This window comes from Micromonospora sp. NPDC005174, from assembly GCF_040608495.1.
Lineage (GTDB): Bacteria > Actinomycetota > Actinomycetes > Mycobacteriales > Micromonosporaceae > Micromonospora.
In genome coordinates this window covers 21,390-46,294 of sequence record NZ_JBEXIJ010000003.1, presented here as the reverse complement: position 1 = coordinate 46,294, position 24,905 = coordinate 21,390, and the positions used below count along the sequence as shown (strand labels likewise).

Sequence of the window (24,905 nt, the reverse complement as noted above, 5' to 3'; positions counted from 1 at the left end):
CGCCGGGCTACCGTGCGCATCGTGACCGACCGCCCCGCCATCCGCTCGTCGCTGCCCGGGCCGCCGGCCGAGCCGCCGGAGACGCTTGGGGGCCGAGGCCCGGCGGCTGTGCGCACGATCGAGCCGGCCGCCGTCGAGTTCCCGCTCGTCGCGGCCCTCGCGCGCGGTGTCGCGCTGGTCCTGGTGCTGCCGGTACGCCTGCTGTGGGAGTTGTTCGCGGCTGCCGGTCGGCTGGTGCACCGGCACCTGCTCACCCCGGCGGGGCGATTCCTGCGCGACTGGCTGGTGGCCCCGCTGGTCTGGGCCCTGCACCGGCTGCTGTGGCGTCCGCTGCTCTGGTGCGCCCACCACCTGCTGTGGCGTCCGCTGCGCTGGATGGCCCGCAATCTCGTGTGGCTGCCGCTGGTGTGGCTGGGGCGGGGTGTGGCGTGGGTGGCTCGTACCCTCGTGTGGCTGCCGCTGGTGTGGGTGGCCCGCACGCTTGTCTGGCTGCCGCTGGTGTGGCTGGCGTCCGCCCTCGCCTGGGCGGTCCGCACGGTCCTCTGGTCGCCGCTGGTGTGGTTGGTCCGCCACGGGTTGCGCCCGCCTCTGGTGGCCCTCGGACGCGTGCTGGCCTGGCTCGTCGAGCACCTGGTCCTGCGGCCGCTGCGCTGGCTGAGTGCCACCCTCGCCCCCGCCGGACGGCTGCTGTGGCGCGGCGTCGTCGCGCTCGCCGGGGCGGTGGCCGCCGCGCTCGTCGCGCTGGCGCGTGGGGCCTGGTGGGTCGTCGCCGCGCTGGCGCGTGGGGTCTGGTGGCTCGTCGTCAGGTTCGTCCGGCTGGTCGTCGCCGCGCTGGTGGGGGCGTGGCGGGCCGCCGGCTGGCTGCTGCGGTGGGTCTACCGACTGCTGCTGCGCCCGGTCGGGCTCGGGCTGCGCTGGCTGTGGCGGCACACCGTCCGTCCACTGCTGTCGGGCATCCGCTGGGTCCTGTCGGTGACGGTGGTGCCGGCGGCGCGCGGCCTGCGATCGGTCTGGCGGGCCACCGTGACGCCGGCGGCCCGCTGGACCCGCCGCGCGGTGCTCGACCCGGCCCGGGTGGCCTCCCGCGAGGTGCTCGGCGCGCTGGGGCTGCGCCGCTGACCACGACTCACAGCACCAGGTTGAGCAGCACGGTCAGCACCACCGAGGCCACGATCGAGAAGAGGATCATCAGGAGGCAGCCGAGGCCACCACCGAGCGGGCGGATCTCCGTGTTACCGAAGCGCATGCGGTTCACCTTCCCTGAGTGCGGGTTGCGGGCTGAGCAGATGGCGGATCGTGTCCGCGACGGCCGTCGGTGCGGTGGTGACCACGTTGTGCGCCGCACCCGGCACGACGGTGAGGTGGCCGTCGGGCACGAGCCGGGCCGCCTGCGCACGCCACCGCGTCGGTGCGATTGGGTCACGACCGCCGGTCACCACGAGCGTCGGCGCGGCGATCCGCACGAGGTCGGCCTCGATCGCGTTGCGCACCGAGTGCGACAGGGTCGCGAAGACCCGCCAGGGCCGGGCGTCCCAGATGTCCCGGACCAGGATCGGCGCCTGCAACGCGGCCTCGAGCAGGGTGTCCACCAGCCACCTGCCGAACAGTGCTCGTCGGGACCGGGCGACCGGGTCGCTGGTCGGCCCGGCCAGGACCAGCGCGCGTACCGCCTCCGGGTGGGTCGCCGCGAGCGCGGCGGCGACCTCCGCGCCGAACGAGTGCCCCACCAGGCAGACCGGCGGCAGTTGGTACGCGGCCAGCCAGGCGGCCAGGTGCTCGGCGTGCCGGGCCACGTCGTACGCGCCCCGGGGGTGTTCGCTCAGACCGAAGCCGGGCAGGTCCGGGACGTACACCGGGTGGGTGGCGGCGAGCGCGACGGCCAGCGGGGTGAGATAACGGTGCGATACGGCCAGGCCGTGCACCAGCACCACGGGCGGCGCCCCGGTGCCCGGATCGGCGCCGCGACGCGTGTGGGTGCGCAGTCCGTCGACGAGCCGCCAGTCGCTGGTGAGACCGGCGGCCGGCCGGGGAGCGGCCAGGGCGAGCCGCAGCTCGGCCACTCCGAAGCGGCCGGGCGCCGTCGACCTCACAGCTCTCGGAGCCGGGGCAGTAGCTGATCCTGCGCCCAGTCCAGGAACATCGGCTGGTTCTCCCCGCCGACCTGGATGATCGCCACGTGTGTGAAGCCGGCGTCGACGAACTTGCTGAATGCCTCGACATGGGCTTCCACGTCCGGGCCGCAGGAGATGCCCTCGGCGACGTCCTCCTCCCGGACGAACTGGGTGGCGGCGGCGAAGGACTCCGGCCCCGGCAGGTCGGCGTTGACCTTCCAGCCCATTCCGAACCAGCGGAACTGGTCGTGCACGATCTTGCGGCACTCGGCCTCGTCCGGGCCGTAGCAGATCGCCACCTGCCCGTAGCGGGGCTGACCGGCGCCGCCGGCGTCGTCGTACATCTCGATGATGTGCCGGTCGGGCTCGGTGGAGACGAGACCGTTGCCGTACTCCGCGGCCAGCGTGGCCGACTGCCGGCCGGAGGCGGCGATCGCCATCGGGACCGGGCGCTCGGGGCGGTCCCAGACGTAGGCGTCGGGGACGTCGAAGTGGTTGCCGGAGAAGGTCAACGTCTCGCCGTTGAGGAGCGGGCGGATGATCTGCAGCGCCTCCTCGAACATCTCGTGGCGCTGCTGCACGTGGGGCCAACCGCCGACCACGTGCTCGTTGAGGTTCTCCCCGGCGCCCAGGCCGAGGGTGAACCGCCCGTCCGAGAGCGCTCCGATGGTGCTGGCCTTCTGGGCGACCACGGCCGGGTGGTAACGGCGGATCGGGCAGGTCACGAAGGACATCAGCTCCGCGCGGGAGGTGGCGTGCGCCACCGCGCCGAGCACGGACCAGGCGTACGGGGAGTGGCCCTGGGAGTCCAGCCACGGGTAGTAGTGGTCAGAGATCACCAATTGGTCGAAGCCGGCCGCCTCGGCCCGCACCGCGTGGTCCACGAGTTGCTTCGGACCGGCCTGCTCGCACATCAGGGTGTAGCCGACGCTCACCATCCCGGTATCTCCTTCTCGCTGACGGTTCGTCCCGGGATACCCAGGTCAGCAACGGTCAACCCTCCCGTCCCGTTATCCTCGGGTGCTGCTTGACGGATGCTCCGGACCCGCCTACGGTCCTCTTAACCGGTTAAGACCCTCGGTGTGGCGCACATCCTGTGGTGGGGATGACCGCCCCGTGACGGCCTGCGTTCGCGCGGGCCGTCACGGCTGTCCGCCCCTTCGAGGCGCCTACTGAACCGGTTGCGAGGACCGATCCATCGCCCTAGGCTGATGCGCGCCGCCGGGAGCCGGGCGGCGGCTGCCGGGCTGCAGCCGCCTTCCCCTGTCGCATCCCCACCCCTGCCGGGCATCGGGGGTCCTCCCTGAGGAAGGCCATGAAGACTCGACTCTCCGCCGTCGGCGCCGCCCTGCTCGCGCTGCTCCTCGCCGTGCTGGCGTTCGGCCAACCGGCGTACGCCGCAGCCGGCTTCTCCGTCGCGGGCGGCAAGCTGTACGACGCCAACGGCGCCGAATTCGTCATGCGCGGCGTCAACCACGCGCACACCTGGTACCCGCAGCAGACCAGTTCGTTCGCCGACGTCAAGGCGCTCGGCGCGAACACCGTGCGGGTGGTGCTCGCCAGCGGTGACCGCTGGACCCGCAACACCAACGCCGACGTCGCCAACGTCATCTCACTGTGCAGGGCCAACCGGCTGATCTGTGTGCTGGAGGTCCACGACACCACCGGGTACGGCGAGCAGAGCGGCGCGATCACCCTGGACCGTGCCGTCGACTACTGGCTCAGCCTGAAGGACGTGCTGGTCGGCCAGGAGCGGTACGTCATCGTGAACGTCGGCAACGAGCCGTACGGCAACCAGAACTACGCCTCGTGGGCCACCGACAGCGCCAACGCGATCAAGCGGCTGCGGGCTGGCGGCCTGACCCACACGATCATGGTGGACGCCCCGAACTGGGGCCAGGACTGGTCGTTCACGATGCGCGACAACGCCGCGTCGGTCTTCGCCGCCGACCCGGCCCGCAACACGCTCTTCTCCATCCACATGTACGGCGTCTTCGACACCGCTGCCGAGATCACCGACTACCTGGGCCGATTCCGTACGGCGGGGCTGCCCATCGTGGTCGGTGAGTTCGGCTTCAACCACTCCGACGGCGACCCGGACGAGGACACCATCCTCGCGTACAGCCAGGCCAACGGGATCGGTTGGCTCGGTTGGTCGTGGAGCGGCAACGGCGGCGGCGTCGAGTATCTCGACATGGCCACCGCGTTCAACCCGGCCAGCCTGACCAGTTGGGGGCAGCGGGTCTTCAACGGCGTCAACGGCATCCGGCAGACCTCCCGCGAGGCCACCGTCTTCGGCGGCACCCCACCGCCGACCACCCCGCCTCCGACGACGCCCCCTCCGACGACGCCTCCTCCCACGACGCCTCCTCCGACCACGCCCCCGCCGACGACCACTCCGCCGCCCGTCGGTGGCTGCACGGCGACCTACACCGTCACCAACCAGTGGCAGGGCGGCTTCCAGGCAGAGGTACGCGTCACCGCCGGCGCGTCGGCGATCACCGGGTGGACCACCCGGTGGACCCTCGCCAACGGCCAGAGCGTCACGCAGTCCTGGAACGCGACGGTGACCAGCAGCGGCTCCACGGTGACCGCGCGGAACGTCGACTACAACGGCCGACTGGCCGCCGGTGCGAGCGCCAGCTTGGGCTTCCTCGGCGCGTGGACCGGAACCAACCCGACACCGCAGGTGAGCTGCACCGCGAGCTGAGCACGTCAGGCGACCGACGCCAGGTGGCCGGGCCCGTACCGGGCCCGGCCATCGCGTCCTTCGGCAGCCCGAGCCCGGTCAGTGCTGCGCGCCGGTCAGGTTCACGATGACCACGCCGGCGATGATCAGGGCGATGCCCACGAGCTTGACCAGCCCGACCGACTCGCCCAGGAACACCGCGCCGATCGCCACGATGGCCGCGGTGCCCAGACCCGACCAGAGGGCGTACGCGACACCGACCGGTATCTCCTTGACCGCCTGGGCGAGCAGGAGGAACGCCAGCGCGTAGCCGGTGAGGCAGCCCAGTGTCGGCCAGATGCGGCTGAACCCGGCGGTGCTCTTGATCAGACTGGTGGCGATCACCTCGGCGAGGATGGCGATTCCCAGCAACACGTACGCCATCAGCCCTCGCCGTCCTCGGTGGTCGGTGACACCGTCGGTGCCAGGCTAACGCCGCGGTGAGCCGGTCGGCTTCAGGGCGTGTCGAGCCGGTGCGCCGCCTCGGTGGGTGCTGGTCCGCCCCGGGGCTCGGCGGCGAGGCGGGCGGCACGCATGGTGAGGTAACGCTGTTCGGGAAGGCTGCTGGTGCGGCCGGCGGCGTCCCGGTAGTCCGCGACTGCCCGCTCCCGGTCGCCGGCCATCTCGTGCAGGTGCGCGCGGACGGCGGGCAGCCGATGGTGTCCGACCAGTCGGGGATCGTCGGCCAGCGCGTCGAGGGCGCTCAGGCCGGCTGCGGGTCCGTGTGCCATGGCGATCGCGACGGCCCGGTTGAGCGCCACCACCGGGGTGCCGGCCAGCCGATCGAGCACGTCGTACAGCGCCAGGATCTGGGGCCAGTCGGTCGCCTCGGTGCTGGGGGCCTCGTCGTGCAGCGCGGCGATGGCGGCCTGCACCTGGTAGGGGCCGACCGGGCCGCGCGGCAGCGCCCGCGTGACCAGTGCGATGCCTTCGACGATGGCCGCCGCGTCCCAGCGGCTGCGGTCCTGTTCGGCCAGCGAGATCAGCTCTCCGGAGGGCCCGGTCCGCGCCGGACTGCGGGCCTCGGTGAGCAGCAGCAACGCGAGCAGTCCGGTGGTCTCGCTGTCGTCGGGCAGGTGCGAGTGCAGCGCCCGGGTCAGCCGGATCGCCTCGGCCGCGAGGTCGACACGGCGCAGGTCCGGGCCGGCGCTGACGGTGTGCCCCTCGGTGAAGATCAGGTAGAGCACCTGCCGGACGGCGGCCAGCCGATCGGCCCGCTCCGCCTCCTCGGGCATCCGGAACGGCAGCCCGGACGCCCGGATCCGCTGCTTGGCCCGGCTGATCCGCTGGGCCATGGTCGCCTCGGGCACCAGGAACGCGCGGGCGATCTCGGCCGTACTCAGTCCGCCGACCGCGCGCAGGGTCAACGCGACCGCCGACGCGGGGGCGAGTGCCGGGTGGCAGCAGAGGAAGAGCAGGACCAGGCCGTCGTCCCGCTCGGCGGTCAACTCCTCGTCCGGGGCCGGCGCGTACCGCCGGTCGTCCGGGTCCTGGCGGGTGACCAGGTCCTCGCGGCGACGCCGGGCCTGCTCCCCGCGGATCAGTTCGATCATCCGGCGGTAGCCGACCTGGATCAGCCAGCCGCGTGGGTTGGTCGGCAGCCCGTCGGCCGGCCACTGGGTGACGGCGGCGAGCAGCGCCTCCTGTACGGCGTCCTCGGCGGTGGCGAAGTCACCGAACCGGCGGGCGAGCACGCCGAGGACCTGCGGCGCCAACTCGCGCAGCAGGTCCTCGGTGCGAAGGTCGGTGGGCAGCGCTCACAGCTCCTGCGACGGGGCGGACATCACCGGGTGTACCTCGATCGGCATGTTCAGCGGCCGACCGCCGGGGCCGGGCGCGGTGGAGATGTGCGCGGCCAGCTCCACCGCCCGCTGCGGGCTGTCGACGTCGACGATCCAGTAGCCGGCGAGGAACTCCTTCGTCTCGGCGAACGGCCCCTCGGTGACGACCGGCGCGCCGCCCTCGCCGGCGCGTACGATCCGCGCCTGCTGCGGGCCGCCGAGGCCCTGCGCGTCGACCCACTCGCCGGCGGCGGTGAGTTTCTCGTTGACCTCACCCATGAACGCGACGTGCGCGCGGACCTCGTCCTGGGTCCAGGTGTCGATGCCCGGGAAGTCGGTCCCGCTGGCGCTGAACTGCATCAACAGCATGTACTTCATCGTCTCGCTCCTCACCGCTGCGCACCATCGTCGGTGCTCTCACCCTGAGGTAGAAGCCGACCACACCGTTCTCGACACCCCGGAGGAAAGAAATTTCTAGCCGACCTCGTCGACCTCCAGGAGCAGGCTCTGCTCCGGGTGCAGCGCGGGCAGTTGTACGCCCACCCGGGCCAGCGCCGCACCGCTGAGCGTGACGCCGGACGCCAGCCAGGGCGGCGCGGACCGCTCGATGGTCGCCGGGGCCGGCACGCCCGCCACCGGCCGTACCCGGTAACGGAGCGCCGGGTCGAGGCCGGGCAGCCGTACCGCGCCGGGGGTCTCCGCCACCGACGTGGTCAGCCGGGCCACCGCGTACACCGCTCGGGTCCTGTCCTGGTCGATGACGCCGTGCGCCCAGACGGCCGGGTCCGGGTGGTCGACCCGGACCACCCGCCCGGCGTGCAGCAGCGGGCGCAGCCTCTTGTGCAACGCCACCCAGGCGGTCAGCTCGGTCTGTTCGTCGGCGCTGATCGAGGCGATGTCCCACTCGATGCCGTGGTGACCGAACAGCGCCGTGGCCGCCCGGAAACCCAGGTCGTGTACGCGGTGGGTGGTGTGCGAGCGCTGCGGGCCGACGTGTGTGCCGACGAGTTCCGGTGGCAGCAGCAGTCCGGTCCAGCGCTGGATGCTGAGGCGTTCCAGCGCGTCGTTGCAGTCGCTGGCCCAGACCCGGTCGGTGCGGGCCAGGATGGCCAGGTCCACGCGGGCGCCGCCGGACGAGCAGCTCTCGATCTCCACGCCGGGATGGCGTCGGCGCAGCTCGTCGAGGAGGCGGTAGACCGCGAGGGTCTGCCCGTGGACGCCGGGCCGGCCGTCGTGCCCCGCCTCGGTGAGGTCCCGGTTGTGGTCCCACTTGAGGTAGCTGATGGCGGGATGCTCGGTGAGCAGCGCGTCGAGGCGTTCCAGCACGTGGTCGTACGCCTCGGGGCGGCCCAGGTCGAGCACCTGCTGGTTGCGCCACGCGGGCGGCAGCCGCCCCGGCACGGTCAGCAGCCAGTCGGCGTGCGCGCGGAACAGGTCGGAGTCGGGGTTGACCATCTCCGGCTCGACCCACAGGCCGAACTGAAGCCCCTGACCGGTCACGTGGTCGATGAGCGGTTGCAGGCCGTCGGGCCACACGCCCTCGTCGACGTACCAGTCGCCGAGCCCGGCGGTGTCGTCGCGTCGGCCGCGGAACCAGCCGTCGTCGAGTACGAACCGTTCCACGCCGATCTGCGCGGCGCGGTCGGCCAGGGCCCGCAGCCGGTCCAGGTCGTGGTCGAAGTAGACCGCCTCCCACACGTTGAGGGTCACCGGGCGGGGGGAGCGCGGATGTCCGGGCCGGGCCCGCAGGTGCGAGTGGAGGACGTGACTGAGCCCGTCCAACCCCTCGTCGGACCAGACGGCGTAGAGCAGCGGAGTGTCGTACGCCTCGCCGGGAGCGAGCCGGATCTCGCCGGGGGCCAGCAGTTCCCCGCCGCCGAGGGTGGACTCGCCGGTGGGTCGGCGTTCGGCGACGGTAACGTGGTCGCCGCTCCACGCGGTGTGCACAGCCCACACCTCGCCGCTGCCGAAGCCGAACCCGGCGGTGCCGGCCACCAGCAGCAGTGTGGCGTCGTGCCCGGTGCGACCGTGCCGCCCCTCGCGGACCCACGCGCCGTGCTGCCACGGGTGCCGCTGCGGGGAGCGTTCCCGGCACCAGCGGCCGGTCAGGTCGAGCAGCTCGGTGGCGACCGCCGGCACCGGGAGCACCGGCGTCAACTCCCGCAGCTCGTACGCGCCGTCGCCGTCGTTGCGGAGCCGGTGCCGGATGGTCAGCAGGCCGTGCGGGTCGAGCGTGATCTCGATGGTCAGGGCCAGCCCGGCGGCCGGGTCCGACGCCCGCACGGTGAGCAGCGCCGGAGCGTCGGCGGGCTCGTCGACATCGAGTCCGTCGAGCCGGAAGGCGGTGGACCAGTCCCGTCCGTCGCGGTGCCCGGCCAGGCCCGGTCGACCGCTCCAGCCGGCGCTCGCCTCCGGCAGCAGCGACAGCGCGGGTGGCTCGTCGAAACTGCTCGGCACCACCGGCGGCACGGTCGCTGCCACGAGCTGGCGCAGGGCGTCGTCGTCCAGGTCGCCGATGTCACCACCCCAGTGCGCCACCCGGGGCAGCCCCGGGCCGCGCGCGTCGAGCACCAGGCTGGTCCGAGCGCGGCGCAGGTGCAGGATCGTCATCCTTTGGAGGCTCCCAAGGTCAGGCCCCGGACGAAGTGTCGCTGGAGCATAAAGAAGATCACCAGGGTGGGGATCGCGACGAGCACGCTGCCCGCCGAGACCAGGTTGTTGTCGGTGAAGAACTGGCCGCGCAGGTTGTTGAGCGAGCTGGTCACCGGGAACTTGTCGCCGGTGCGCATGAGGACGGTGGCCCAGAAGAACTCGTTGTAGATCCAGGTCACCTCCAGGGTGGCCAGCGCGGCCAGGGCCGGCCGACACAGCGGCATGGTGATCTGCCAGTACTGCCGCCAGACGCTCGCCCCGTCGACCATCGCCGCCTCGTAGAGGTCGTGGGGCAGCGCCTTCATGTAGTTGCTGAGCACGAAGACGCAGAACCCGCACTGGAAGGCGACGTTGATCAGGATCAGGCCCCAGTAGCTGTCGTAGAGCAGCTCCGAGTCGCTCATGAACTCCGGCAGCGGCACCTCGGTGAAGAGCCGGAACAGCGGGATGAGCAGCGCCTGTTGTGGCAGCAGGTTGGCGGCGGTGAAGATGCCGAGCAGGACGAGGTTGATCTTCCAACTGAATCGGGCGATGACGAACGCCACGCAGGAGGCGAGAAAGAGCGTCAGCAGCACCGCCGGCACCGTGATGTAGACGGAGTTGAGGAAGTGCTTGCCGAACTCCGCCTGTTCCCAGGCCGTGACGTAGTTGTCGATGGTCCAGCCGCCGAACGAGACGTAGCCGTGGGCGGCGGTGTACTGGTACGAGCGGAACGAGGTGAGCACCGCCCAGGCGATCGGGAAGAGCCAGATCAGGGCCACGGCGATGAGGAAGCCGTGCAGCAGCATCCGCAGCGGGGTCAGCCTGCGTCGGCGGATCGGGGTGTCGACGCTCATTCCCGGTTCTCCCTCATCACGGTCGCCAGGTAGATGGTGATGAAGACGAGCGAGACGACCAGCATGATCGTCGCCAGTGCCGAGCCGAAGCCGATCCGGCTCGCCTCACCCACCACGTTCTGGGTGACCAGTGCGGAGATCAACTCCAGGCCGTTGCGGCCCTTGTTGACGACCCACACCAGGTCGAACGCCCGCAGCGACTCGATCACGGTCACCACCAGCACGATGATGTTGATCGGTCGCAGCACCGGGAAGACGACCCGGAAGAACGTCCGGACCTCGGAGGCGCCGTCGACCGCGGCGGCCTCGCGCAGCGACGGGTCGACGCCCTTCAGCCCGGCCAGGTAGAGCAGCATGATGTAGCCGACGTGCCGCCAACCGGAGGCGAGCATGACCGCCCAGATGTTGACGTTCGAGTCGCCGTACCAGTCGGTGTCGGTGCCGAGGACGGCGTTGATCAGACCCTGGTCGCGGGAGTAGAGCAGCTGCCAGACGAAGCCGATCAGCGCCAGCGAGAGCACCACCGGCAGGTACAGCGCGGTCTGGTAGAAGCGGCTGCCGCGCAGCTCCTTGTCGAGCAGGACGGCCAGGAACATGCCGAACGGGGTCGCGACCACGAACAGCACGGCCAGCCACAGCAGGTTGTGCTGGACCGCCGGCACGAACGGCGGGTAGATGTTCACCACGTCGCTGTAGTTGCGCCCGCCGACGAACTCGATCTCGTTCAGAGGGCCGATGCCGTCCCAGTCGGTGCCGGACAGCACCACGGTCGCCAGCGCCGGCAGCCAGACGAGCGCGGTGACGAGCAGCAGTGGGACGACCACCATCAGCGTGATGACCACGCGGTCGGTGGGGGACAGGAGCCGTAGCCGCCGGCGACGACCACCCGTGGAGGTGGTCGCGGCCGGCGGCGGCACGGCGTGATCCGCTTGGATCAGGGGCAGGTCGGACACGATGTCCTCCCCCTTCCGCCGTCAGTCAGTGAAGATCGACTTCTTCTGGTTCTCGATGGACGTCGTCAGGCCGTCGATGTCCTTGGGGTTCTTGATGAACTGCTGGATCGCCGGGATCATCACCGTGGACGCGAAGTCCGGCCGGGTGTCCCGGTCGAGGAACTGCGCGATCTCGGTGGCCGACCCGACCAACTCGGCGGCCTTCTTCTGCAGGGCCGTGTAGCCGCCGACGTCCGCGCCACTGTTGGCGACGAGGACGGCCGGGTCGTTCTTGAGGTTGATGTCCGCGGCGGCCTTGCCACCGAAGTACTCCAGCAGCTTGCGCGCGTTGTCCTCGTTCTTGGGCTTGCGGGCCATCATGTAGCCGTCGATCGGGGCGTCCAGTGCCTTCGCGCCGATGGCCGGGTCGATCTCGGGGAAGGTGAAGAAGTCGAGGTCGTCCTGCTCGTCGTTGCTGAACTGCTGACCGACGAAGAGGCCGAGCAGGTACATGCCGCTCTTCTTCTGCTGCAACGACTGCGCGGCCTCCTGCCAGGTGCGGCCGAGGCTGTCCGGCTGGTGCAGGGGGAGCAGGCCGGCCCAGGTGTCGAAGACCTTCTTGACCTTGTCGGAGGTCCAGGCCTCCTTGCCGGCCATCAGGTCGACGTGGAACTGGTAGCCGTTGATGCGCAGGTTGAGGATGTCGAAGGTGCCCATCGCCGGCCAGCCGTCCTTGTCGGCGAACGCGATCGGGGTGAGGCCGTCCTTCTTCATCTGCGCGCCGAGCGCGGTGAACTGGTCCAGGGTGGTGGGCACCTGGTAGCCGTGCTGCTGCCACACCGACTTGCGGTAGAAGACCGCCCACGGGTAGTACGTCGCCGGGACGAAGTACTGCTTGCCGTCGTCGCCGGTGGACGCCTTCTTGAAGGCGTCCGAGTAGCCGGAGAGCTTGCCCCACACGTCGCTGATGTCGCTGGCCAGGCCCTTCTGCGCGAAGAAGCGCATCCGGTAGCCGGCGAACCAGGTGAAGACGTCGTCCGGCTTGCCCTGTAGGTAGTTGTTGATGTTCTCCTGGAACGTGTTGTGGTCGACCGTGTTGGTCGCGACCTGCACGCCGGACGAGGTCTTGAACCCGTCGGTGACCTTGGCGAGGACGTCCTTGGGCTTCGGGTCGGACTGGTTCGATCCGAGCGTGACGTCCTTACTGGACCCACCGGAGTCGGAGTCGTCGCCGCAGCCGGCGAGCAGACCGGTGCTGAGCAGCGCGCCCGTGCCGGCCGCACCGGCCAGCAGCGACCGTCGGTTGATGCCGGCGACGGAGGGCGGTACGAGCCGAGCCAGATATTCGGCTTGCGATCGGGGACGGGACATCTGTGCCTCCTGCGGATGAAGAGGTGCTACGCCCTGGGGCCGTCAGGTGTGGTGAGGAGCGGTCCGGCCTGATGAATACGCATCGTGATCCACCGAGAATCCACATTGGCGAACACGATCGGCCAGTTGGGGCCTCAAGCTACCCCTCCATAGGCCGCTGTCAAGAGGTCTGTTCGCCTCTGATAACCCAGTCGTGATACGCCCGTTACGAGGTAAACGTTGGAAAGCAAGTCGATGTTGGAACCTGTTGACTTCGGTGAGTGGCCGGTGCACCCTCACCTGTCATGCGGCGATGGCAGGGTGACGGCATTTACTTCGGTGGCGACTACAACCCCGAGCAGTGGCCCGAGCAGACCTGGTCGGAGGACGTCGAGCTGATGCGACGGGCCGGGGTCAACCTGGTCTCCGTCGGCATCTTCTCCTGGGCGCTGCTGGAACCCCAGCCGGGTCGGTTCGAGTTCGGCTGGCTGGACCGGGTGCTCGACCTCCTGCACGACGGGGGCATCCAGGTCGACCTGGCCACCGCCACCGCCAGTCCGCCGCCGTGGCTGGCCCGCGCGCACCCCGAGACGCTGCCCCGCCGGGCCGACGGCGCGATTCTCTGGCCCGGTGGACGGCAGGCGTACTGCCCCAGCTCCCCGGTGTTCCGCGAACGGTCCCTGGAGTTGGTACGCGCGATCGCCGGCCGGTACGCCGAACACCCCGCCGTCGTCATGTGGCACGTCTCCAACGAGCTGGGCTGCCACAACGTGCATTGCTACTGCGACGTCAGCGCCGAGGCGTTCCGGGGGTGGCTGCGCGAGCGCTACGGCGACCTGGACCGGCTCAACGACGCCTGGGGCACCTCGTTCTGGAGCCAGCGCTACGGCGACTGGGCCGAGATCAACCCGCCGCGTACCGCGCCGACGTTCGCCAACCCCACGCAGCAGCTCGACTTCCTGCGCTTCTCCTCCGACGAGCAGCGCGCCCAACTCCGCGCCGAGCGTGCGGCGCTCACGGAACTGGTCCGCCAGCCGATCACCACCAACTTCATGATCGGTATGGACGTGAAGCATCTGGACTACCACTCCTGGGCCGACGACGTGGACCTCGTCTCCAACGACCACTACCTGACCGCCGCCGACCCGCAGGCCCACCTCGGGCTGGCGCTTGCCGCCGACCAGACCCGCGGCGTCGCCGGCGGCGAGCCCTGGCTGCTGATGGAGCACTCGACGAGCGCGGTCAACTGGCAGCCACGCAACGTGGCGAAGCTCCCCGGCCAGCTCCGCCGCAACAGCCTGGCCGACGTCGCCCGGGGCGCCGACGGCGTGCTGTTCTTCCAGTGGCGCGCCTCCCGGGCCGGCGCCGAGAAGTTCCACTCCGCGCTGGTGCCGCACGCCGGTCCGGACACCAAGGTGTTCCGCGAGGTCTGCCAGCTCGGCGCGGACCTCAAGGCCCTTGCCGAGGTACGCGGCAGTCGGGTCGACGCCGACGTGGCGATCCTGTTCGACTGGGAGGCCTGGTGGGCGGTCGAGCTGGACTCCCACCCGAGCGTCGACGTCACGTACGCCGACCGGCTCAACGCTCTCTACGGGGCGCTGTGGCGGGCCGGCGTGACCACCGACATCGTCCATCCGTCGGCCGACCTCAGCGGCTACCGGCTGGTCCTCGTACCGACCCTGTACCTCGTCCGTGACAGCGATGTCGAGGCGCTGCACCGGTTCGTGGAGGCCGGTGGCACGGCGGCGATCACCTACTTCAGCGGCATCGTCGACGAGAACGACCACATCCGCCTCGGCGGCTATCCGGGAGCGTTCCGGGACCTGCTCGGCGTACGCACCGAGGAGTTCTTCCCCCTGCGCGAGGGCGAGCGGGTCGAACTCGACGACGGCAGCACCGCCGACGTGTGGACCGAGTGGCTGCACCCCGACGACGCCGAGGTGCTGGCGTCGTACACCGACGGGCCCTTGCCGGGTGTGCCGGCGCTGACGCGACGGCCGGTCGGCGCGGGCGCCGCCTGGTACGTCGGCACCCGGCTGGACGAGCCGGCCACGGACCGGCTGGTCGCCCGACTGCTCGACGAGGCCGGCGTCCGCCCGGCGGCGCAGGCGCCGACCGGAGTGGAGGTGGTACGACGCCGCGACGGCGAGCGAAGCTGGCTGTTCGCGATCAACCACACCGACACCGAGGTACGCGTCGCCGTGCGCGGCACGGAGTTGTTGACCGGGACGCAATGTACGGGTGAGCTGACCGTGCCGGCCGGCGAGGTGGCCGTGGTCCGCGAGGCCCGGTCGTAGTGTGGTCGACGGCCACGGCGCGAAGGAGGTTCCCCAGATGCTGGCCCAGCAGCGGCAGAGCGCCATCCTCGACCTGATCCGCCAGCGCGGCGGGGTCCGGGTGAGCCACCTGGTCAGCCGGTTCGGCGTGTCCGACATGACGATCCGGCGCGACCTGGAGGTGCTGGCCGAGCGCGGCCTGGTGGACAAGGTCCACGGTGGGGCGACACTGGCCGGGCCCGGCTCGGCCGACGAGCCCGGCTTCGCCGCGAAGTCGATCCGCCAGCAGGCGGAGAAGCGGGCCATCGCCGAACGGGCGGCGACGATGGTGGAGCCTGGGATGGCCATCGCACTGTCCGCCGGCACGACCACCGCCGCGCTGGCCACCCTGCTGTCCGACGTGCACGGGCTGACCGTGGTGACCAACTCGATCCCGGTGGCCGACGCGCTGTACCAGAACCCGCGCGCCGACCAGACTGTCGTCCTCACCGGCGGCATTCGTACCCCGTCCGACGCGCTGACCGGCCCGGTGGCCGAGGCGGCGATCAGCGCGCTCAACGTCGACCTGCTCTTCCTGGGTGTGCACGGCCTGAGCCCGCGAACGGGCTTCACCACGCCGAACCTCCTGGAGGCCGGTGTCAACCGCTGCCTCATCGGGGCCGCCCGCCGGCTGGTGGTGCTCGCCGACCACACCAAGTGGGAGACGATCGGCATCGCCACCATCGCCCCGTTGGAGGCCGCCGACGTCCTGATCACGGACGTCGGCCTACCCGCCGAGGCCCGCACCACGATCGGCGAACAGGTAGGCGAACTGGTCGTCGTCGACCCGTGACGTGATCGACCCGGATTCCTGTAAGTCGGGGTGTTCTCTTCGGCGGAACACCCCGATTTTCAGGAACACGAATGGATCACCCGTTCACCGGCTGGCGGGCGGCGGCCAGGGGTCGTCAACGGGCAGGCAGGCGCCGCCGTGGTCCGCCTGCCGCGCGCACCGCCGGCGGTCCGGCATGATCCGGTCACAGAAAACCCACTGTCGTACGTGCTGCGCGTCCTCGGCCGACACGCTGATGCCGGCGACGTCGACCTCTGGCATCGAGGCCAGCGATCGGGCGAGTGTGCGGGCCAGATCCAGTGTCCCGGCCAGGTCGGGAACCGTCACCGGCAGGTGGATCACGTGCCGGGGTGGCGGTTCGGCCCAGTCGGTCGGCTCGGTGAAGGCCAGCACGGCGGCCCGGGGCAGCGGTACGAAGATGCGGTCCGGTGGGATCACCACTGCCGCCTCTCGGGCCAGGCACCCTGCCGGGCCCGCAGCGCACGCTTGACCCGCGCGTTCTCCTCGCTGAGCAGCGCCAGATCGTGGTGCAGCGTGGTCAGGTCGAGCGCGATCCGGTGCAGGAACCGCCGCACCTCCCGGGGGTCGAGGCCCCGCCGGCCGAAGCCCGCGGTGGCGAACTGGTGGTCGCGCACGTGCCGTGGATGCAGCCGGCCGCCGTCGTAGAGCGTGCCTCTGGTCATCGGTCACCTCCCTGTCGTCGGGCCCGTGGACGCGTCGGGGTCGCGGACGCGTCCTTTTTCGTGGTAGGTATTCGTGCAAGTCGGTTCGGAGCCGGGATTCAGTCATCCCGACGCTCTAGTTGAGACCCGACGAGAGCCGGTATGCGACTGCCACTCGCGAGGCCGCCTCTCGTCACCTTCTCGGCTGTTGGCACAGCCGCGGTTGCCGTGTTTGCACCGGGCTTCCCCGGGGGCCGGCGATCACCCTCACCCGCAGGCCACGTTTCCAGTGGCCCCGGTATTGGTGCAACGACACCAACGAAGTTCGTCATGAGGGACGTCAAGAGAGGGGACCCATGCCCGCCAGGCGTGAATCGTTCGTCCAGACATTGCGTGCCCAGTGGCTCGGCCAGCAGATGCGACAGTTGCGGGAGCAGCGCGGCATCACCCTCAAGCAGGCGGCCGAGTTCCTGGAACGGGACTTCTCGTCCATCGCCCGGTGGGAGCGTGCCGAGTGGCCGTTTCGCCGGGGAGTCGTCGAATCGCTACTCGACCTCTACGGCGAGCACGACGGGCGGGAGCGCAATCGTTTTCTCCAACTCGCCGAAGATGCCTGGCGGACCGATCGGTGGGACGACGACTACGACGAGTTGGTGGACGCCTCCTTCATCGATTTTCCCTGGCTGGAGACCAGAGCCGAGCACATCTGTTCGTGGGATGCGTTCCTCATGCCGGGGCTCATGCAGACGGCTGCCTACGCGGATGCCGTGATCCGTAACGCCGAGGGGGAGCAGGCGACGGACTTTTCGATCAGCAAGTGGTTGCAATTGCGGATCGACCGTCAACGTGTGCTCACACGTGATCCTGTCGTCCGTGTGGCAGCGGTCATCGACGAAAGTGTCCTGCGACGGCCGGTCGGAAGCCCCGCCGTCATGCGTGGCCAACTACGACACCTCGCCGAGCTGATGCGACGGCAGAACATCGATGTTCGCGTGCTGCCAACGCGAGTCGGCCTGCACGCCGGGCTTGATGGTTCGTTCGTCCTCTTCCGGATGCCCAAGCCGTATCCCGAGGTGGCCTATGCGGAGACGCTCGGCGGGCGTCGATTCATGGAATCTCCGAAGTCGAAACGCTACGCGCTTGCGTACCATCGCCTCCAGGATGTCGCGCTCGATCGGCGCGAGGCGGCCGAGCTGATCGCGAGGATCACGGAGGAACTGCCATGAACGAGTCCTTGCCGGCCGTGGCCTGGCACATCAGCACCCGAAGCAACAGCAACGGCGGGAGTTGCGTCGAGGCGGGGCCTGTTCTCGACGGGTCTGGTCGGGTGGCGGTGCGCGACAGCAAGGACCGGGCGTCCGCGACCCTCGTCTACGGCGTCAGCGGCTGGACGGCGTTCGTCAACGGGGTCAAGGACGGCGCGTTCGCGCGCACCGAGCCGTGATCGACTCGGCATCGCCGATGTCGGGGTGTCCCGTCGAGCTGATACCCCCATATCGGTGATGTCGAGTTGATCAAAAGTCGGTGGCGTCACCCATTGGCCGGCGGGCACCATGCCGGTCGTGGAGGCGCACGAGGTGGCGGACCTGTTCGACCGGGCGGTGCGGCGGCTGCGGCGCACCGTCGAGAATGGCGACTCCGACGACGGGTCGGAGCTGCTCCGGCAGGCGGCGGGCGAAGGCGCCCTGGCCGTCCGGCTGGCCGTCGACCGACTCGTCGATCCGGACCGCGTGGTACGCGCGGCGGCATGCGACCTGCTCGGCTCCGCGAGCGCCGTGCACGGGAACGACCTGCGCGCGGACGCCGCGACGGCCCTGATCTCGCTGGCCGCCACCGAAGTAGATCCGGAGGTGCACTGGTCGATCGCCAGCGCGTTGGGTGCGACCTGCGACCCCCGCGCGCTGCCGACCCTGGTCACCCTCGCGGACAGCCCCGACAGCGACGTGCGGTTCCAGGTCGCCGTCGCGGTGCCGGCGGTGCTCGACGACCCGCCGGTCGAAGCGGGCGAGGCGGTGCTGATCGACCTGTGTACCGACCCCGACGCGAGAGTGCGGGAGTGGGCCACCTTCGGGCTCGGCTGGGTGAGCACCGCGGACGGGAACGCCGTCCGGCAGGCGCTGTGGGACCGCACCCGCGACGTCGACCCGGAGGTACGCGCGGAAGGCGCTCGCGGGCTGGCCCGGCGGCGGGACGCACGAGCGCTCCCACTGGTACGTGAGCTGCTCGCCCAGCACGAGGTCCACCCGTTCACCATCTGGGCCGCCGCCTACCTCGGTGACCCGTCACTGCTGCCGCTGCTGAAGGGCTTCGATCCGGACGCCGACCACGTCGCCGATGCCCTGCGCGAATGTGATCCGCCGCGCCGCGACCGGCGGAACGACCTGGCCTGGCAGCTACTGCTCGCCGTGCACCGGCGTCAGCCCGACTGGGCGGTCAGCGTGGCTGGCGAGCGGTGCGACCTCGACCTTCAGCTCGACATCACCGATGGTGCCGACCGTTCGGGTTACTGGTGTGTCGACGGGCTGCTCCGCCGGGCCGGCGACGATCCCGAGCGCGCGGCCGAGGAGGCGATCGCGGACCTGAGCCCGACATAGCCAGGCCTCGGCGGTGATCGACTCGGATTCCCGGAAGTCGGGGTGTCCCGACCGTGGTGACGACCCGACTTGCAGGAAGTCGAGTCGATCAAGCGGGGCCAGGCGCGGCGCGCTCACAGCCACCTCACAGGGGGTCTGGATAGGGTGCGCGGTGAGTCAACGTCCGACTCCATGGTGGAGCGGTCGGCTGTCGCACAGGAGTTCCGATGGTCTTCAAGAAGATGTTGAGCGCGTTCGGTGTGGGTGGTCCCAGCGTGGACACCGTGCTGACCAACCCCAACACCCGGCCCGGCCTGACCCTCGACGGGCAGGTCAACCTCGTCGGCGGTGACAACCCCGCAGCCATCGAGCAGGTGGTGATCGGCCTGGTCACCCGGGTCGAGGTCGAGGGCCACGACACGGAGTACGCGGGCACCATGGAGTTCCACCGGATGGCCGTGAGCGGGGCGTTCCAGCTCGCGCCGAAGCAGGAGCTGTCGATCCCGTTCCAGCTCCCGGTGCCGTGGGAGACCCCGATCACCGACGTGTACGGCCAGCGCCTGCACGGCATGACGATGGGCCTGCGGACCGAGCTGTCGGTGGCCCGCGCGGTCGACAAGACCGACCTGGACCACGTGGCCGTGCACCCGCTGCCGGTGCACGAGCGGATTCTGGAGGCGTTCCAGCGGCTCGGTTTCCGCTTCAAGCACGCCGACCTGGAGCGTGGCCACATCCGGGGCGTGCAGCAGACGCTGCCGTTCTACCAGGAGATCGAGTTCTTCGCCTCGCCGCAGTACGCGGGCACGATCAACGAGGTCGAGGTGACCTTCGTGACCAGCCAGCGTGGCGTCGAGGTGATCCTGGAGTGTGACAAGCGGGGTGGCTTCCTCAGCGCCGGTCACGACGCGTTCGGCCGCTACCAGGTGTCGCACGCCGACGTCGACCGGGTGGACTGGGCGCAGGTCGTCGACGGGTGGCTGCGCGAGACCACGTCCCGCTACGGCAGTCTGCGCTCGCAGTACGGCCATGGTCACGGCTACGGCCCGAGTCACGGTCACGGCCGGGGCGGTATGGGCGTGGGCGGGATGGTCGCCGGCGCGGCGCTCGGCGTCGCCGGTGGCATGATCGCCGGCGAGGTGATCGAGGACGCGTTCGAGGGCGACTTCGGCGACTTCGGCGGCGACGAGTAGCGCGTTCCACAGACGACGGTGGCCTCCGGGAGATCATCCCGGAGGCCACCGCGCGCTGTGCTGTCACCCGGTCAGTGCCGGGCCTTGCGCTCCTCGCTGCTGCGCCAGTTGCTGCCGGCCTTGGCCAGGCCGCGGCTACCGAGGTAGCCCAGCGTCAGCAGGGTGATCAGGAACCAGGCGTTGTCGGCCCGGAAGATGTCCACTCCGGCGGAGTTCCGACCGACGACCTGCGACGCGCCCAGTACGGCGGCCACCGCGATCAGGTAGATCCAGAACTCGGTGGTCTTGAACGCCTGCTTGGTCTCCGTACCGGGAGCCTGCATGTCGTTCCGACGCCCGTCGTGCATGACCGGCATCTGCTGCGTGTCCCGCATCATGGCGGGGTTCTGCGGGTCGTTCATGGGCCGGTTCATCGGCCTGGTGGAAGCAGCCTGCGTGCTCATCTGGTCCTCCTCAGGATGCGATGAGTCGTACCTGCCTTCCCTCGCCCCGGTACCGCGTTTCGGCCACGGCACGGTTCGCTTGCACGGCGGGGACGCCCACCGACTACCCGAGGCCGCCGACCAGGTAACACTCCCCGGCCCGAAAAAGAATCGACGACGACCGGGCCACGCGTGTCCCCGCGGCCGGAGGCATCCGACCCAAGATTGTGCACGATCCAGGAAACAGTGCCCTTGCGGCACGGGCGAGGCCACTACAACAGTGATCGAGCACGATCATGGAGGTGGGGCGGGCGCTCGCGCCGCCCGAGCGTGGCGTGATGTGCTCAATGCGGCGGATGTCCGTTTCGGGCTGCCGCACGAGCGCTACGGGTTTGGTCGACCGACGGTCGGGCACGCAGTCAGTTCCACAGCTTCTGCGAGGTGATGGACGTGCGTGAGGACGACATGCGGCAGGAGGCCGCCCGCCAGGCCGAGAACCGGATCGCCGGCGGCGTGTACGGCGAGGGCGCCCTCGACGAGGTGACAGTGCCCCGCACCGACGTGGAGACCCAACTCCAACGCGACGACCCGCTCGACCCCGCACACGAGCGGATCGACCCGCGGGTGTTGCACGACGGCGGCCCGGTCGGCGGGCAGGGCGCGGTGACCACGACCGGTGGCACCGCCGGGCCGGCGAGCGTACGCCGGGTGGCCCGCCAGCCGGAGCGGCATCCCGGCAAGGTGGCCCCGACGACCACCGGTGACGCCACCACGGGCGGCATGAGCACCCCGACGGGTGGCGGCACCAGCGACCAGTCCACCTCGGCGACCGGCCCGGGCAAGTCCATCCGGGACCGTTCTACCGACCGACGGTGAATCCCACCCGCGCCCCCGCCGACCAGCCGGTCAGCGGGGGCGACGGGGTGGTCGGTCAGCGGCAGGGGCGCAGGATGCCCAGACGCTGCGTGGCCCGGGTGAGCGCGACGTACAGGTCACTGCGCCCACGCGGCGACTCGGCCACCATCCGGTCCGGGTCGACCACCAGCACCGAGTCGAACTCCAACCCCTTGGCCTGGGCGACGGTCAGCACGACCACCCGGCTCTCCAGCTCCGGGTGCTCGCCCACCGTGGCCTCGGGCAGCGCGGCGGTCAGCGCCGCACCGAGCGCGTCCACCCGGCCGGCCGGCACGATGACACCGAGCCGGCCCTCGGCGAGCCCGGCGGCCTCGCGGGTCACCGCCGCCACCAACTCCGCGGGTAGCTGCTCGTCGGGCACCGCGCGGTCCCACGGGGGTACGCCGCTCTCCCGCACCGAACGGGGCGGCCGCAACTGGGGGTCGATCTCGGTGAGTACGTCGGCGGCGACCGCCATGATCTCGGCCGGCGTGCGGTAGCTGACCGTCAGCTCGGTCAGCCGCCAGCGCTGTGCCACGTACGGGGCGAGCGCATCGGCCCAGGAGGGCGTCCCGGCGAGCGCGCCGGTCTGCGCCACGTCTCCGACGATCGTCATCGACCGGCTCGGGCAGCGGCGCATCAGCAGCCGCCATGCCATCGGCGACAACTCCTGCGCCTCGTCCACGATCACGTGGCCGAACGCCCACGTGCGGTCGGCGGCGGCGCGCTGCGCGGTGGTCAGGCGGTCGGCCTCCTCCTGCCGTTCCAGCAGCCGGTCCGCGTCGATGAGGTCGGTCACGCCGAGGATCTCACCGCCCTCGGCCTCGTCCTCCACGTCGATCGAGCGGGAACCGCGGGCGATCTCCAGCACGCCCTCGGCGTACTCCCGCTCCATCACGCGGATGCGCTCGCGCCGGGCGGCGGCGGCTCGTTCGTCCTCGCCGAGCAGTTCGGCGGCCTCGTCCAGCAGCGGCACGTCGGCGGGTGTCCAACCGCCCGGCTCGCGGTGCAGCCGTGCCCGCTCGTCGTCGGTGAGCATCGGCGCGGCAGCGGCGATCCGGCCGGGGTCCGCGTACAGGTCGGCGAGCAGGCGCTGCGGGGTGAGCACCGGCCACAACCGGTCGAGTACGGCCTGGACCTCCGTCTCTTCGCGTAACTCCCGGCGGATCTCGGCGCGGTCGGCCTCGTCGAGCAGGTTGTCCCCACCGAGCGGGTCGGCGCCGATCCGCTCGGCCACCTGGTCGGCGAGCGCGTGCACGATCTCCACGTCGAACAGCGCCCGCGCCAGGTTGTGCGGGCGCTCGGTGCGGCGTACCCGGTCCCGCGCGGCGCGCACGGTCTCCGGGTCGAGGGTCAGCACCTCGCGCTCGATCTCGATCTCCAGTGGCTCGTCCGGCACCCACTGCCGGTCCCGCACGGCCAGGGCCAGCACCTCGGCGAGCACCGCACGACCCTTGAGCGCCGCGGTCCGGGCCGGCTCGGCGCGCCGGGCGCTCACCCCGGGAAACAGATCCCCCTGGGTACGCAGCAGCACGCCGGTCTCGGCCAACGTGGGCAGCACCTGGGAGATGTAGCGCAGGAACGTCGCGTTCGGGCCGACCAGCAGCACACCGCGGCTGGACAGCTCCCGCCGGTGTGTGTAGAGCAGGTACGCCGCCCGGTGCAGCGCGACGGCGGTCTTGCCGGTGCCGGGGCCACCCTGGACGACCATCACGCCGGGCAGGTCGGCTCGGATGATGCTGTCCTGTTCGGCCTGGATGGTCTCCACGATGTCGCGCATCCGGCCGGTCCGACCGGCGTTCAGGGCGGCGAGCAGGGACGCCTCACCGGTCAGCTCCTCGTGCCCGCCGGGGGAGGCGCTGTCGATGTCGAGGACCTCGTCGTTGAGCCCGGTCACCTTGCGCTGACGGGTGCGCAGGTGCCGGCGACGGCGTACGCCCTGCGGGTTGGCGGCGGTCGCGAGGTAGAACGGCCGAGCGGCCGGGGCCCGCCAGTCCATCAGCAGCGGGTCGTAGTCGCCACTGGTGTCGAAGATCCCGATCCGACCGATGTAGCGGCGGGAGTCGTCGTCGCCGTCGAGCCGTCCGAAGCAGAGGCCATTCTCCACGGCGGAGAACTGCTCGACCTGGTCGGCGTACATCGCCACGGAGCTGTCGCGCTGGGAGCGGTCCTGGAGGGTGCCGCCGGTGTTGCGCAGTTCGGCGGTGAGCCGGCGGGTGGCCTGCTCACGCAACCCGTCCAGCCGGCCGTAGAGCATCGAGACGTACTCCTGCTCGCGGCCGATCTCGTCGTCGAGCGGCAATTCACCGGTACCGCCGGAGTGCCTTGACAAGCCGTCTCCCTAAAGATTAGAATGCAATGCAGGAACGGCTTTTAAGCCGTTCTTTTTTGTGCCCTCGAATTGTCGAAGATAGCGCGGTCGGCCCGCTGTCACCAAGCCGACCGGGCCGATACGAGTCACACAGAACGCCGGGCCGACCATCTGGTCGACCCGGCGTACGCGTATCGGGGACGTCAGTCGCGGGCCACCTGGTAGAGCCGCTCCGGGGTGACGGCTCCCGCGAGTACCCGCCCGTCGTCGGTGAGCAGCACACTGAACAGCTTGCCGGTGAGCAGTCGCCCGGTGCCCCACTCGCCGCTGACCGCCGGCAGCCCACCGAGCAGCTTCGAGACGTTCGCGTCCGGTGCGTCGCCGGAGGGCTTCTGACCCGGGGCCGCGCCGAGGCGGGCGACCAGGACGGTGGTCCACCCCTCGCCGACCGTACGCACCTGCGGGTTCCGATCCGGCGCGGCGTGCGCCGGCCTGTCCCCGGTCGGGCGCTCGGCGGTCTCCTCGGTGACGGTCACGCCCGGGGGCGGGTTGAAGGCGAACTGGTCGGCGTCGGGGCGGCGGTAGTCGACCTGGGTGAAGGCCATCTCGAACGCCGGCTGGTCGCTGCCCTTGGCGAGCACCTCGAAGCGCAGCGGCACGTGCTGCTTCGCGTCGATGGCGATCCGTAGCTGGTGCACGAGCGAGTCGCGGTCACGCGGCTGGAGCACCAGCTCGTAGGCGTCCCGACCGGCGACGGTGGCCGAGCGGCCGACGCTGACCTGGGTGCTCGGATCGATGGCGCCCAACGCCAGGTCGGCGGCCTCCTGCGGAGTGGCGGGCAGGCTCGGTTCAGCCTCGGGCGTCGCCTTTCCGGCGTCCTTCGCCTCGCCCAGGGTGCGGTGGCGGGCGGTGTTGCTGCGGCTTTCCCAGGTCCACACGTCCCGCCCGTTGCGGATCACGTCCTGCTGGCCGAGCGTGTCCACCAGGGCGACGCGCTGCCGGTCCGGGCCCGAATACCAGACCCGCAGGGTGTGCGTACCGGTCAGCAGGGTCGTCAGGTCGTTGCCGGGGATCAGCCCGACGAGCGGCGGCAGGCCGAGGTCGGCGCGCTGCACGACGGTCCCGGACAACCCCTCCAACTGCGAGGTCTGCAGGTCCACCAGAAGCTGGGCGGCGGTACGCGGCGGCAGGCTCGGCTCCGCCTCGGCGGCGAACGTGCCGACCACGGCGCCTCCACCGATGACGGCGACGCCGGCGGCCACCGGGACCAGCCAACGCAGGACGGGACGGCTTCTCAGGATCGACATGGTGGCTACCTCCTACCCGACATCCTGCCTCCTCGGCGCTGTGAGGGC

The 24,905-nt window shown here is 70.8% G+C and carries 23 protein-coding genes; 9 read left to right on the top strand and 14 right to left on the bottom strand.

What is annotated here, in order from left to right:
- The first annotated feature begins 21 nt into the window (after positions 1 to 21).
- The gene (locus ABZU91_RS04330; protein ID WP_355233789.1) at positions 22 to 1,119 is read left to right on the top strand and encodes a hypothetical protein; all 1,098 of its coding nucleotides are present in this window, start codon (positions 22 to 24) and stop codon (positions 1,117 to 1,119) included.
- Positions 1,120 to 1,232: 113 nt separating this feature from the next.
- Here the strand turns inward: ABZU91_RS04330 and ABZU91_RS04325 are convergent, their stop codons facing one another.
- Together ABZU91_RS04325 and ABZU91_RS04320 are read right to left on the bottom strand one after the other, a co-directional pair.
- On the bottom strand, positions 1,233 to 2,090 hold the full coding sequence (locus ABZU91_RS04325) for an alpha/beta fold hydrolase (RefSeq protein ID WP_355233787.1): 858 nt from the start codon (positions 2,088 to 2,090) through the stop codon (positions 1,233 to 1,235).
- A complete protein-coding gene (locus ABZU91_RS04320; protein WP_355233785.1) occupies positions 2,087 to 3,049 on the bottom strand; it encodes a TIGR03557 family F420-dependent LLM class oxidoreductase in 963 nt (320 codons plus the stop codon). Before ABZU91_RS04320 ends, ABZU91_RS04325 begins: the two co-directional genes overlap by 4 nt.
- A 377-nt stretch (positions 3,050 to 3,426) precedes the next feature.
- Between ABZU91_RS04320 and ABZU91_RS04315 the strand changes: the two genes are divergently transcribed.
- Complete coding sequence (locus ABZU91_RS04315; RefSeq protein ID WP_355233783.1) at positions 3,427 to 4,821, top strand: cellulase family glycosylhydrolase; 1,395 nt, start codon at positions 3,427 to 3,429, stop codon at positions 4,819 to 4,821.
- Positions 4,822 to 4,899: 78 nt separating this feature from the next.
- Here ABZU91_RS04315 and ABZU91_RS04310 read toward each other — a convergent pair whose 3' ends face one another.
- The 7 genes from ABZU91_RS04310 to ABZU91_RS04280 all read right to left on the bottom strand — a co-directional run bounded on the left by ABZU91_RS04310 (position 4,900) and on the right by ABZU91_RS04280 (position 12,411).
- Complete coding sequence (locus ABZU91_RS04310; RefSeq protein ID WP_355233781.1) at positions 4,900 to 5,223, bottom strand: multidrug efflux SMR transporter; 324 nt, start codon at positions 5,221 to 5,223, stop codon at positions 4,900 to 4,902.
- A 71-nt stretch (positions 5,224 to 5,294) separates the two neighbouring features.
- Positions 5,295 to 6,593: a sigma-70 family RNA polymerase sigma factor gene (locus ABZU91_RS04305; protein WP_355234779.1), complete on the bottom strand. Its 1,299-nt coding sequence runs from the start codon at positions 6,591 to 6,593 to the stop codon at positions 5,295 to 5,297.
- 3 nt (positions 6,594 to 6,596) lie between these two features.
- Positions 6,597 to 6,998 (bottom strand): YciI family protein, encoded by a 402-nt coding sequence (locus tag ABZU91_RS04300; RefSeq protein ID WP_355233779.1) that lies wholly within the window; start codon positions 6,996 to 6,998, stop codon positions 6,597 to 6,599.
- Between the two features lie 96 nt (positions 6,999 to 7,094).
- Positions 7,095 to 9,230: an alpha-galactosidase gene (locus tag ABZU91_RS04295; RefSeq protein ID WP_355233777.1), complete on the bottom strand. Its 2,136-nt coding sequence runs from the start codon at positions 9,228 to 9,230 to the stop codon at positions 7,095 to 7,097.
- Positions 9,227 to 10,108 carry a carbohydrate ABC transporter permease gene (locus tag ABZU91_RS04290; protein WP_355233775.1) on the bottom strand — a complete coding sequence of 294 codons (882 nt, stop codon included), beginning with the start codon at positions 10,106 to 10,108 and terminating at the stop codon, positions 9,227 to 9,229. The genes ABZU91_RS04295 and ABZU91_RS04290 overlap by 4 nt, the downstream gene beginning before the upstream one ends.
- Positions 10,105 to 11,061 carry a sugar ABC transporter permease gene (locus ABZU91_RS04285; RefSeq protein ID WP_355233773.1) on the bottom strand — a complete coding sequence of 319 codons (957 nt, stop codon included), beginning with the start codon at positions 11,059 to 11,061 and terminating at the stop codon, positions 10,105 to 10,107. Before ABZU91_RS04285 ends, ABZU91_RS04290 begins: the two co-directional genes overlap by 4 nt.
- 21 nt (positions 11,062 to 11,082) lie before the next feature.
- Positions 11,083 to 12,411: an ABC transporter substrate-binding protein gene (locus ABZU91_RS04280; RefSeq protein WP_355233771.1), complete on the bottom strand. Its 1,329-nt coding sequence runs from the start codon at positions 12,409 to 12,411 to the stop codon at positions 11,083 to 11,085.
- Between the two features lie 284 nt (positions 12,412 to 12,695).
- Between ABZU91_RS04280 and ABZU91_RS04275 the strand changes: the two genes are divergently transcribed.
- Entirely contained in the window at positions 12,696 to 14,687 is a 1,992-nt protein-coding gene (locus tag ABZU91_RS04275; RefSeq protein WP_355233769.1) for a beta-galactosidase, read from the top strand.
- Between the two features lie 37 nt (positions 14,688 to 14,724).
- Positions 14,725 to 15,498, top strand: coding sequence for a DeoR/GlpR family DNA-binding transcription regulator (locus tag ABZU91_RS04270; RefSeq protein ID WP_355233767.1), 774 nt, complete (start codon positions 14,725 to 14,727; stop codon positions 15,496 to 15,498).
- 84 nt (positions 15,499 to 15,582) lie between these two features.
- Here the strand turns inward: ABZU91_RS04270 and ABZU91_RS04265 are convergent, their stop codons facing one another.
- Complete coding sequence (locus ABZU91_RS04265) at positions 15,583 to 15,840, bottom strand: hypothetical protein (protein WP_355234776.1); 258 nt, start codon at positions 15,838 to 15,840, stop codon at positions 15,583 to 15,585.
- Between the two features lie 92 nt (positions 15,841 to 15,932).
- Positions 15,933 to 16,181 carry a DivIVA domain-containing protein gene (locus tag ABZU91_RS04260; protein WP_355233765.1) on the bottom strand — a complete coding sequence of 83 codons (249 nt, stop codon included), beginning with the start codon at positions 16,179 to 16,181 and terminating at the stop codon, positions 15,933 to 15,935.
- 335 nt (positions 16,182 to 16,516) lie between these two features.
- On the opposite strand from ABZU91_RS04260, the gene ABZU91_RS04255 reads away from it, so the two are divergent.
- From ABZU91_RS04255 to ABZU91_RS04240, 4 genes are all read left to right on the top strand, one after another.
- Positions 16,517 to 17,386 (top strand): helix-turn-helix transcriptional regulator, encoded by an 870-nt coding sequence (locus ABZU91_RS04255; protein WP_355233763.1) that lies wholly within the window; start codon positions 16,517 to 16,519, stop codon positions 17,384 to 17,386.
- On the top strand, positions 17,383 to 17,604 hold the full coding sequence (locus ABZU91_RS04250; RefSeq protein WP_355233761.1) for a DUF397 domain-containing protein: 222 nt from the start codon (positions 17,383 to 17,385) through the stop codon (positions 17,602 to 17,604). Before ABZU91_RS04255 ends, ABZU91_RS04250 begins: the two co-directional genes overlap by 4 nt.
- A gap of 118 nt (positions 17,605 to 17,722) precedes the next feature.
- Positions 17,723 to 18,754, top strand: coding sequence for a HEAT repeat domain-containing protein (locus tag ABZU91_RS04245; RefSeq protein WP_355233759.1), 1,032 nt, complete (start codon positions 17,723 to 17,725; stop codon positions 18,752 to 18,754).
- Positions 18,755 to 18,960: 206 nt separating this feature from the next.
- Positions 18,961 to 19,923 (top strand): sporulation protein, encoded by a 963-nt coding sequence (locus tag ABZU91_RS04240; RefSeq protein WP_355233757.1) that lies wholly within the window; start codon positions 18,961 to 18,963, stop codon positions 19,921 to 19,923.
- A gap of 71 nt (positions 19,924 to 19,994) precedes the next feature.
- On the opposite strand, the gene ABZU91_RS04235 is transcribed toward ABZU91_RS04240, so the two are convergent.
- Positions 19,995 to 20,366 (bottom strand): hypothetical protein, encoded by a 372-nt coding sequence (locus tag ABZU91_RS04235; RefSeq protein ID WP_355233755.1) that lies wholly within the window; start codon positions 20,364 to 20,366, stop codon positions 19,995 to 19,997.
- 429 nt (positions 20,367 to 20,795) lie between these two features.
- Here ABZU91_RS04235 and ABZU91_RS04230 point away from each other — a divergent pair, with 429 nt between their 5' ends.
- On the top strand, positions 20,796 to 21,221 hold the full coding sequence (locus tag ABZU91_RS04230) for a hypothetical protein (RefSeq protein WP_355233753.1): 426 nt from the start codon (positions 20,796 to 20,798) through the stop codon (positions 21,219 to 21,221).
- A 55-nt stretch (positions 21,222 to 21,276) separates the two neighbouring features.
- Here the strand turns inward: ABZU91_RS04230 and ABZU91_RS04225 are convergent, their stop codons facing one another.
- Both ABZU91_RS04225 and ABZU91_RS04220 read right to left on the bottom strand, forming a co-directional pair.
- Positions 21,277 to 23,496 (bottom strand): ATP-binding domain-containing protein, encoded by a 2,220-nt coding sequence (locus tag ABZU91_RS04225; protein WP_355234773.1) that lies wholly within the window; start codon positions 23,494 to 23,496, stop codon positions 21,277 to 21,279.
- Between the two features lie 257 nt (positions 23,497 to 23,753).
- Positions 23,754 to 24,857: a sigma-E factor regulatory protein RseB domain-containing protein gene (locus ABZU91_RS04220; RefSeq protein WP_355233751.1), complete on the bottom strand. Its 1,104-nt coding sequence runs from the start codon at positions 24,855 to 24,857 to the stop codon at positions 23,754 to 23,756.
- Between the last annotated feature and the right edge of the window lie 48 nt (positions 24,858 to 24,905).

What these genes read in the sequence shown, in the direction of transcription:
- ABZU91_RS04310 (WP_355233781.1), bottom strand. Translation starts at nt 5,223, where the DNA reads ATGGCGTACGTGTTGCTGGGAATCGCCATCCTCGCCGAGGTGATCGCC.
- ABZU91_RS04320 (WP_355233785.1), bottom strand. Translation starts at nt 3,049, where the DNA reads ATGGTGAGCGTCGGCTACACCCTGATGTGCGAGCAGGCCGGTCCGAAG.
- ABZU91_RS04250 (WP_355233761.1), top strand. Translation starts at nt 17,383, where the DNA reads ATGAACGAGTCCTTGCCGGCCGTGGCCTGGCACATCAGCACCCGAAGC.
- ABZU91_RS04300 (WP_355233779.1), bottom strand. Translation starts at nt 6,998, where the DNA reads ATGAAGTACATGCTGTTGATGCAGTTCAGCGCCAGCGGGACCGACTTC.
- ABZU91_RS04275 (WP_355233769.1), top strand. Translation starts at nt 12,696, where the DNA reads ATGCGGCGATGGCAGGGTGACGGCATTTACTTCGGTGGCGACTACAAC.
- ABZU91_RS04290 (WP_355233775.1), bottom strand. Translation starts at nt 10,108, where the DNA reads ATGAGCGTCGACACCCCGATCCGCCGACGCAGGCTGACCCCGCTGCGG.
- ABZU91_RS04260 (WP_355233765.1), bottom strand. Translation starts at nt 16,181, where the DNA reads ATGACCAGAGGCACGCTCTACGACGGCGGCCGGCTGCATCCACGGCAC.
- ABZU91_RS04270 (WP_355233767.1), top strand. Translation starts at nt 14,725, where the DNA reads ATGCTGGCCCAGCAGCGGCAGAGCGCCATCCTCGACCTGATCCGCCAG.
- ABZU91_RS04280 (WP_355233771.1), bottom strand. Translation starts at nt 12,411, where the DNA reads ATGTCCCGTCCCCGATCGCAAGCCGAATATCTGGCTCGGCTCGTACCG.
- ABZU91_RS04315 (WP_355233783.1), top strand. Translation starts at nt 3,427, where the DNA reads ATGAAGACTCGACTCTCCGCCGTCGGCGCCGCCCTGCTCGCGCTGCTC.
- ABZU91_RS04240 (WP_355233757.1), top strand. Translation starts at nt 18,961, where the DNA reads ATGGTCTTCAAGAAGATGTTGAGCGCGTTCGGTGTGGGTGGTCCCAGC.
- ABZU91_RS04235 (WP_355233755.1), bottom strand. Translation starts at nt 20,366, where the DNA reads ATGAGCACGCAGGCTGCTTCCACCAGGCCGATGAACCGGCCCATGAAC.
- ABZU91_RS04220 (WP_355233751.1), bottom strand. Translation starts at nt 24,857, where the DNA reads ATGTCGATCCTGAGAAGCCGTCCCGTCCTGCGTTGGCTGGTCCCGGTG.
- ABZU91_RS04295 (WP_355233777.1), bottom strand. Translation starts at nt 9,230, where the DNA reads ATGACGATCCTGCACCTGCGCCGCGCTCGGACCAGCCTGGTGCTCGAC.
- ABZU91_RS04225 (WP_355234773.1), bottom strand. Translation starts at nt 23,496, where the DNA reads ATGCTCTACGGCCGGCTGGACGGGTTGCGTGAGCAGGCCACCCGCCGG.
- ABZU91_RS04255 (WP_355233763.1), top strand. Translation starts at nt 16,517, where the DNA reads ATGCCCGCCAGGCGTGAATCGTTCGTCCAGACATTGCGTGCCCAGTGG.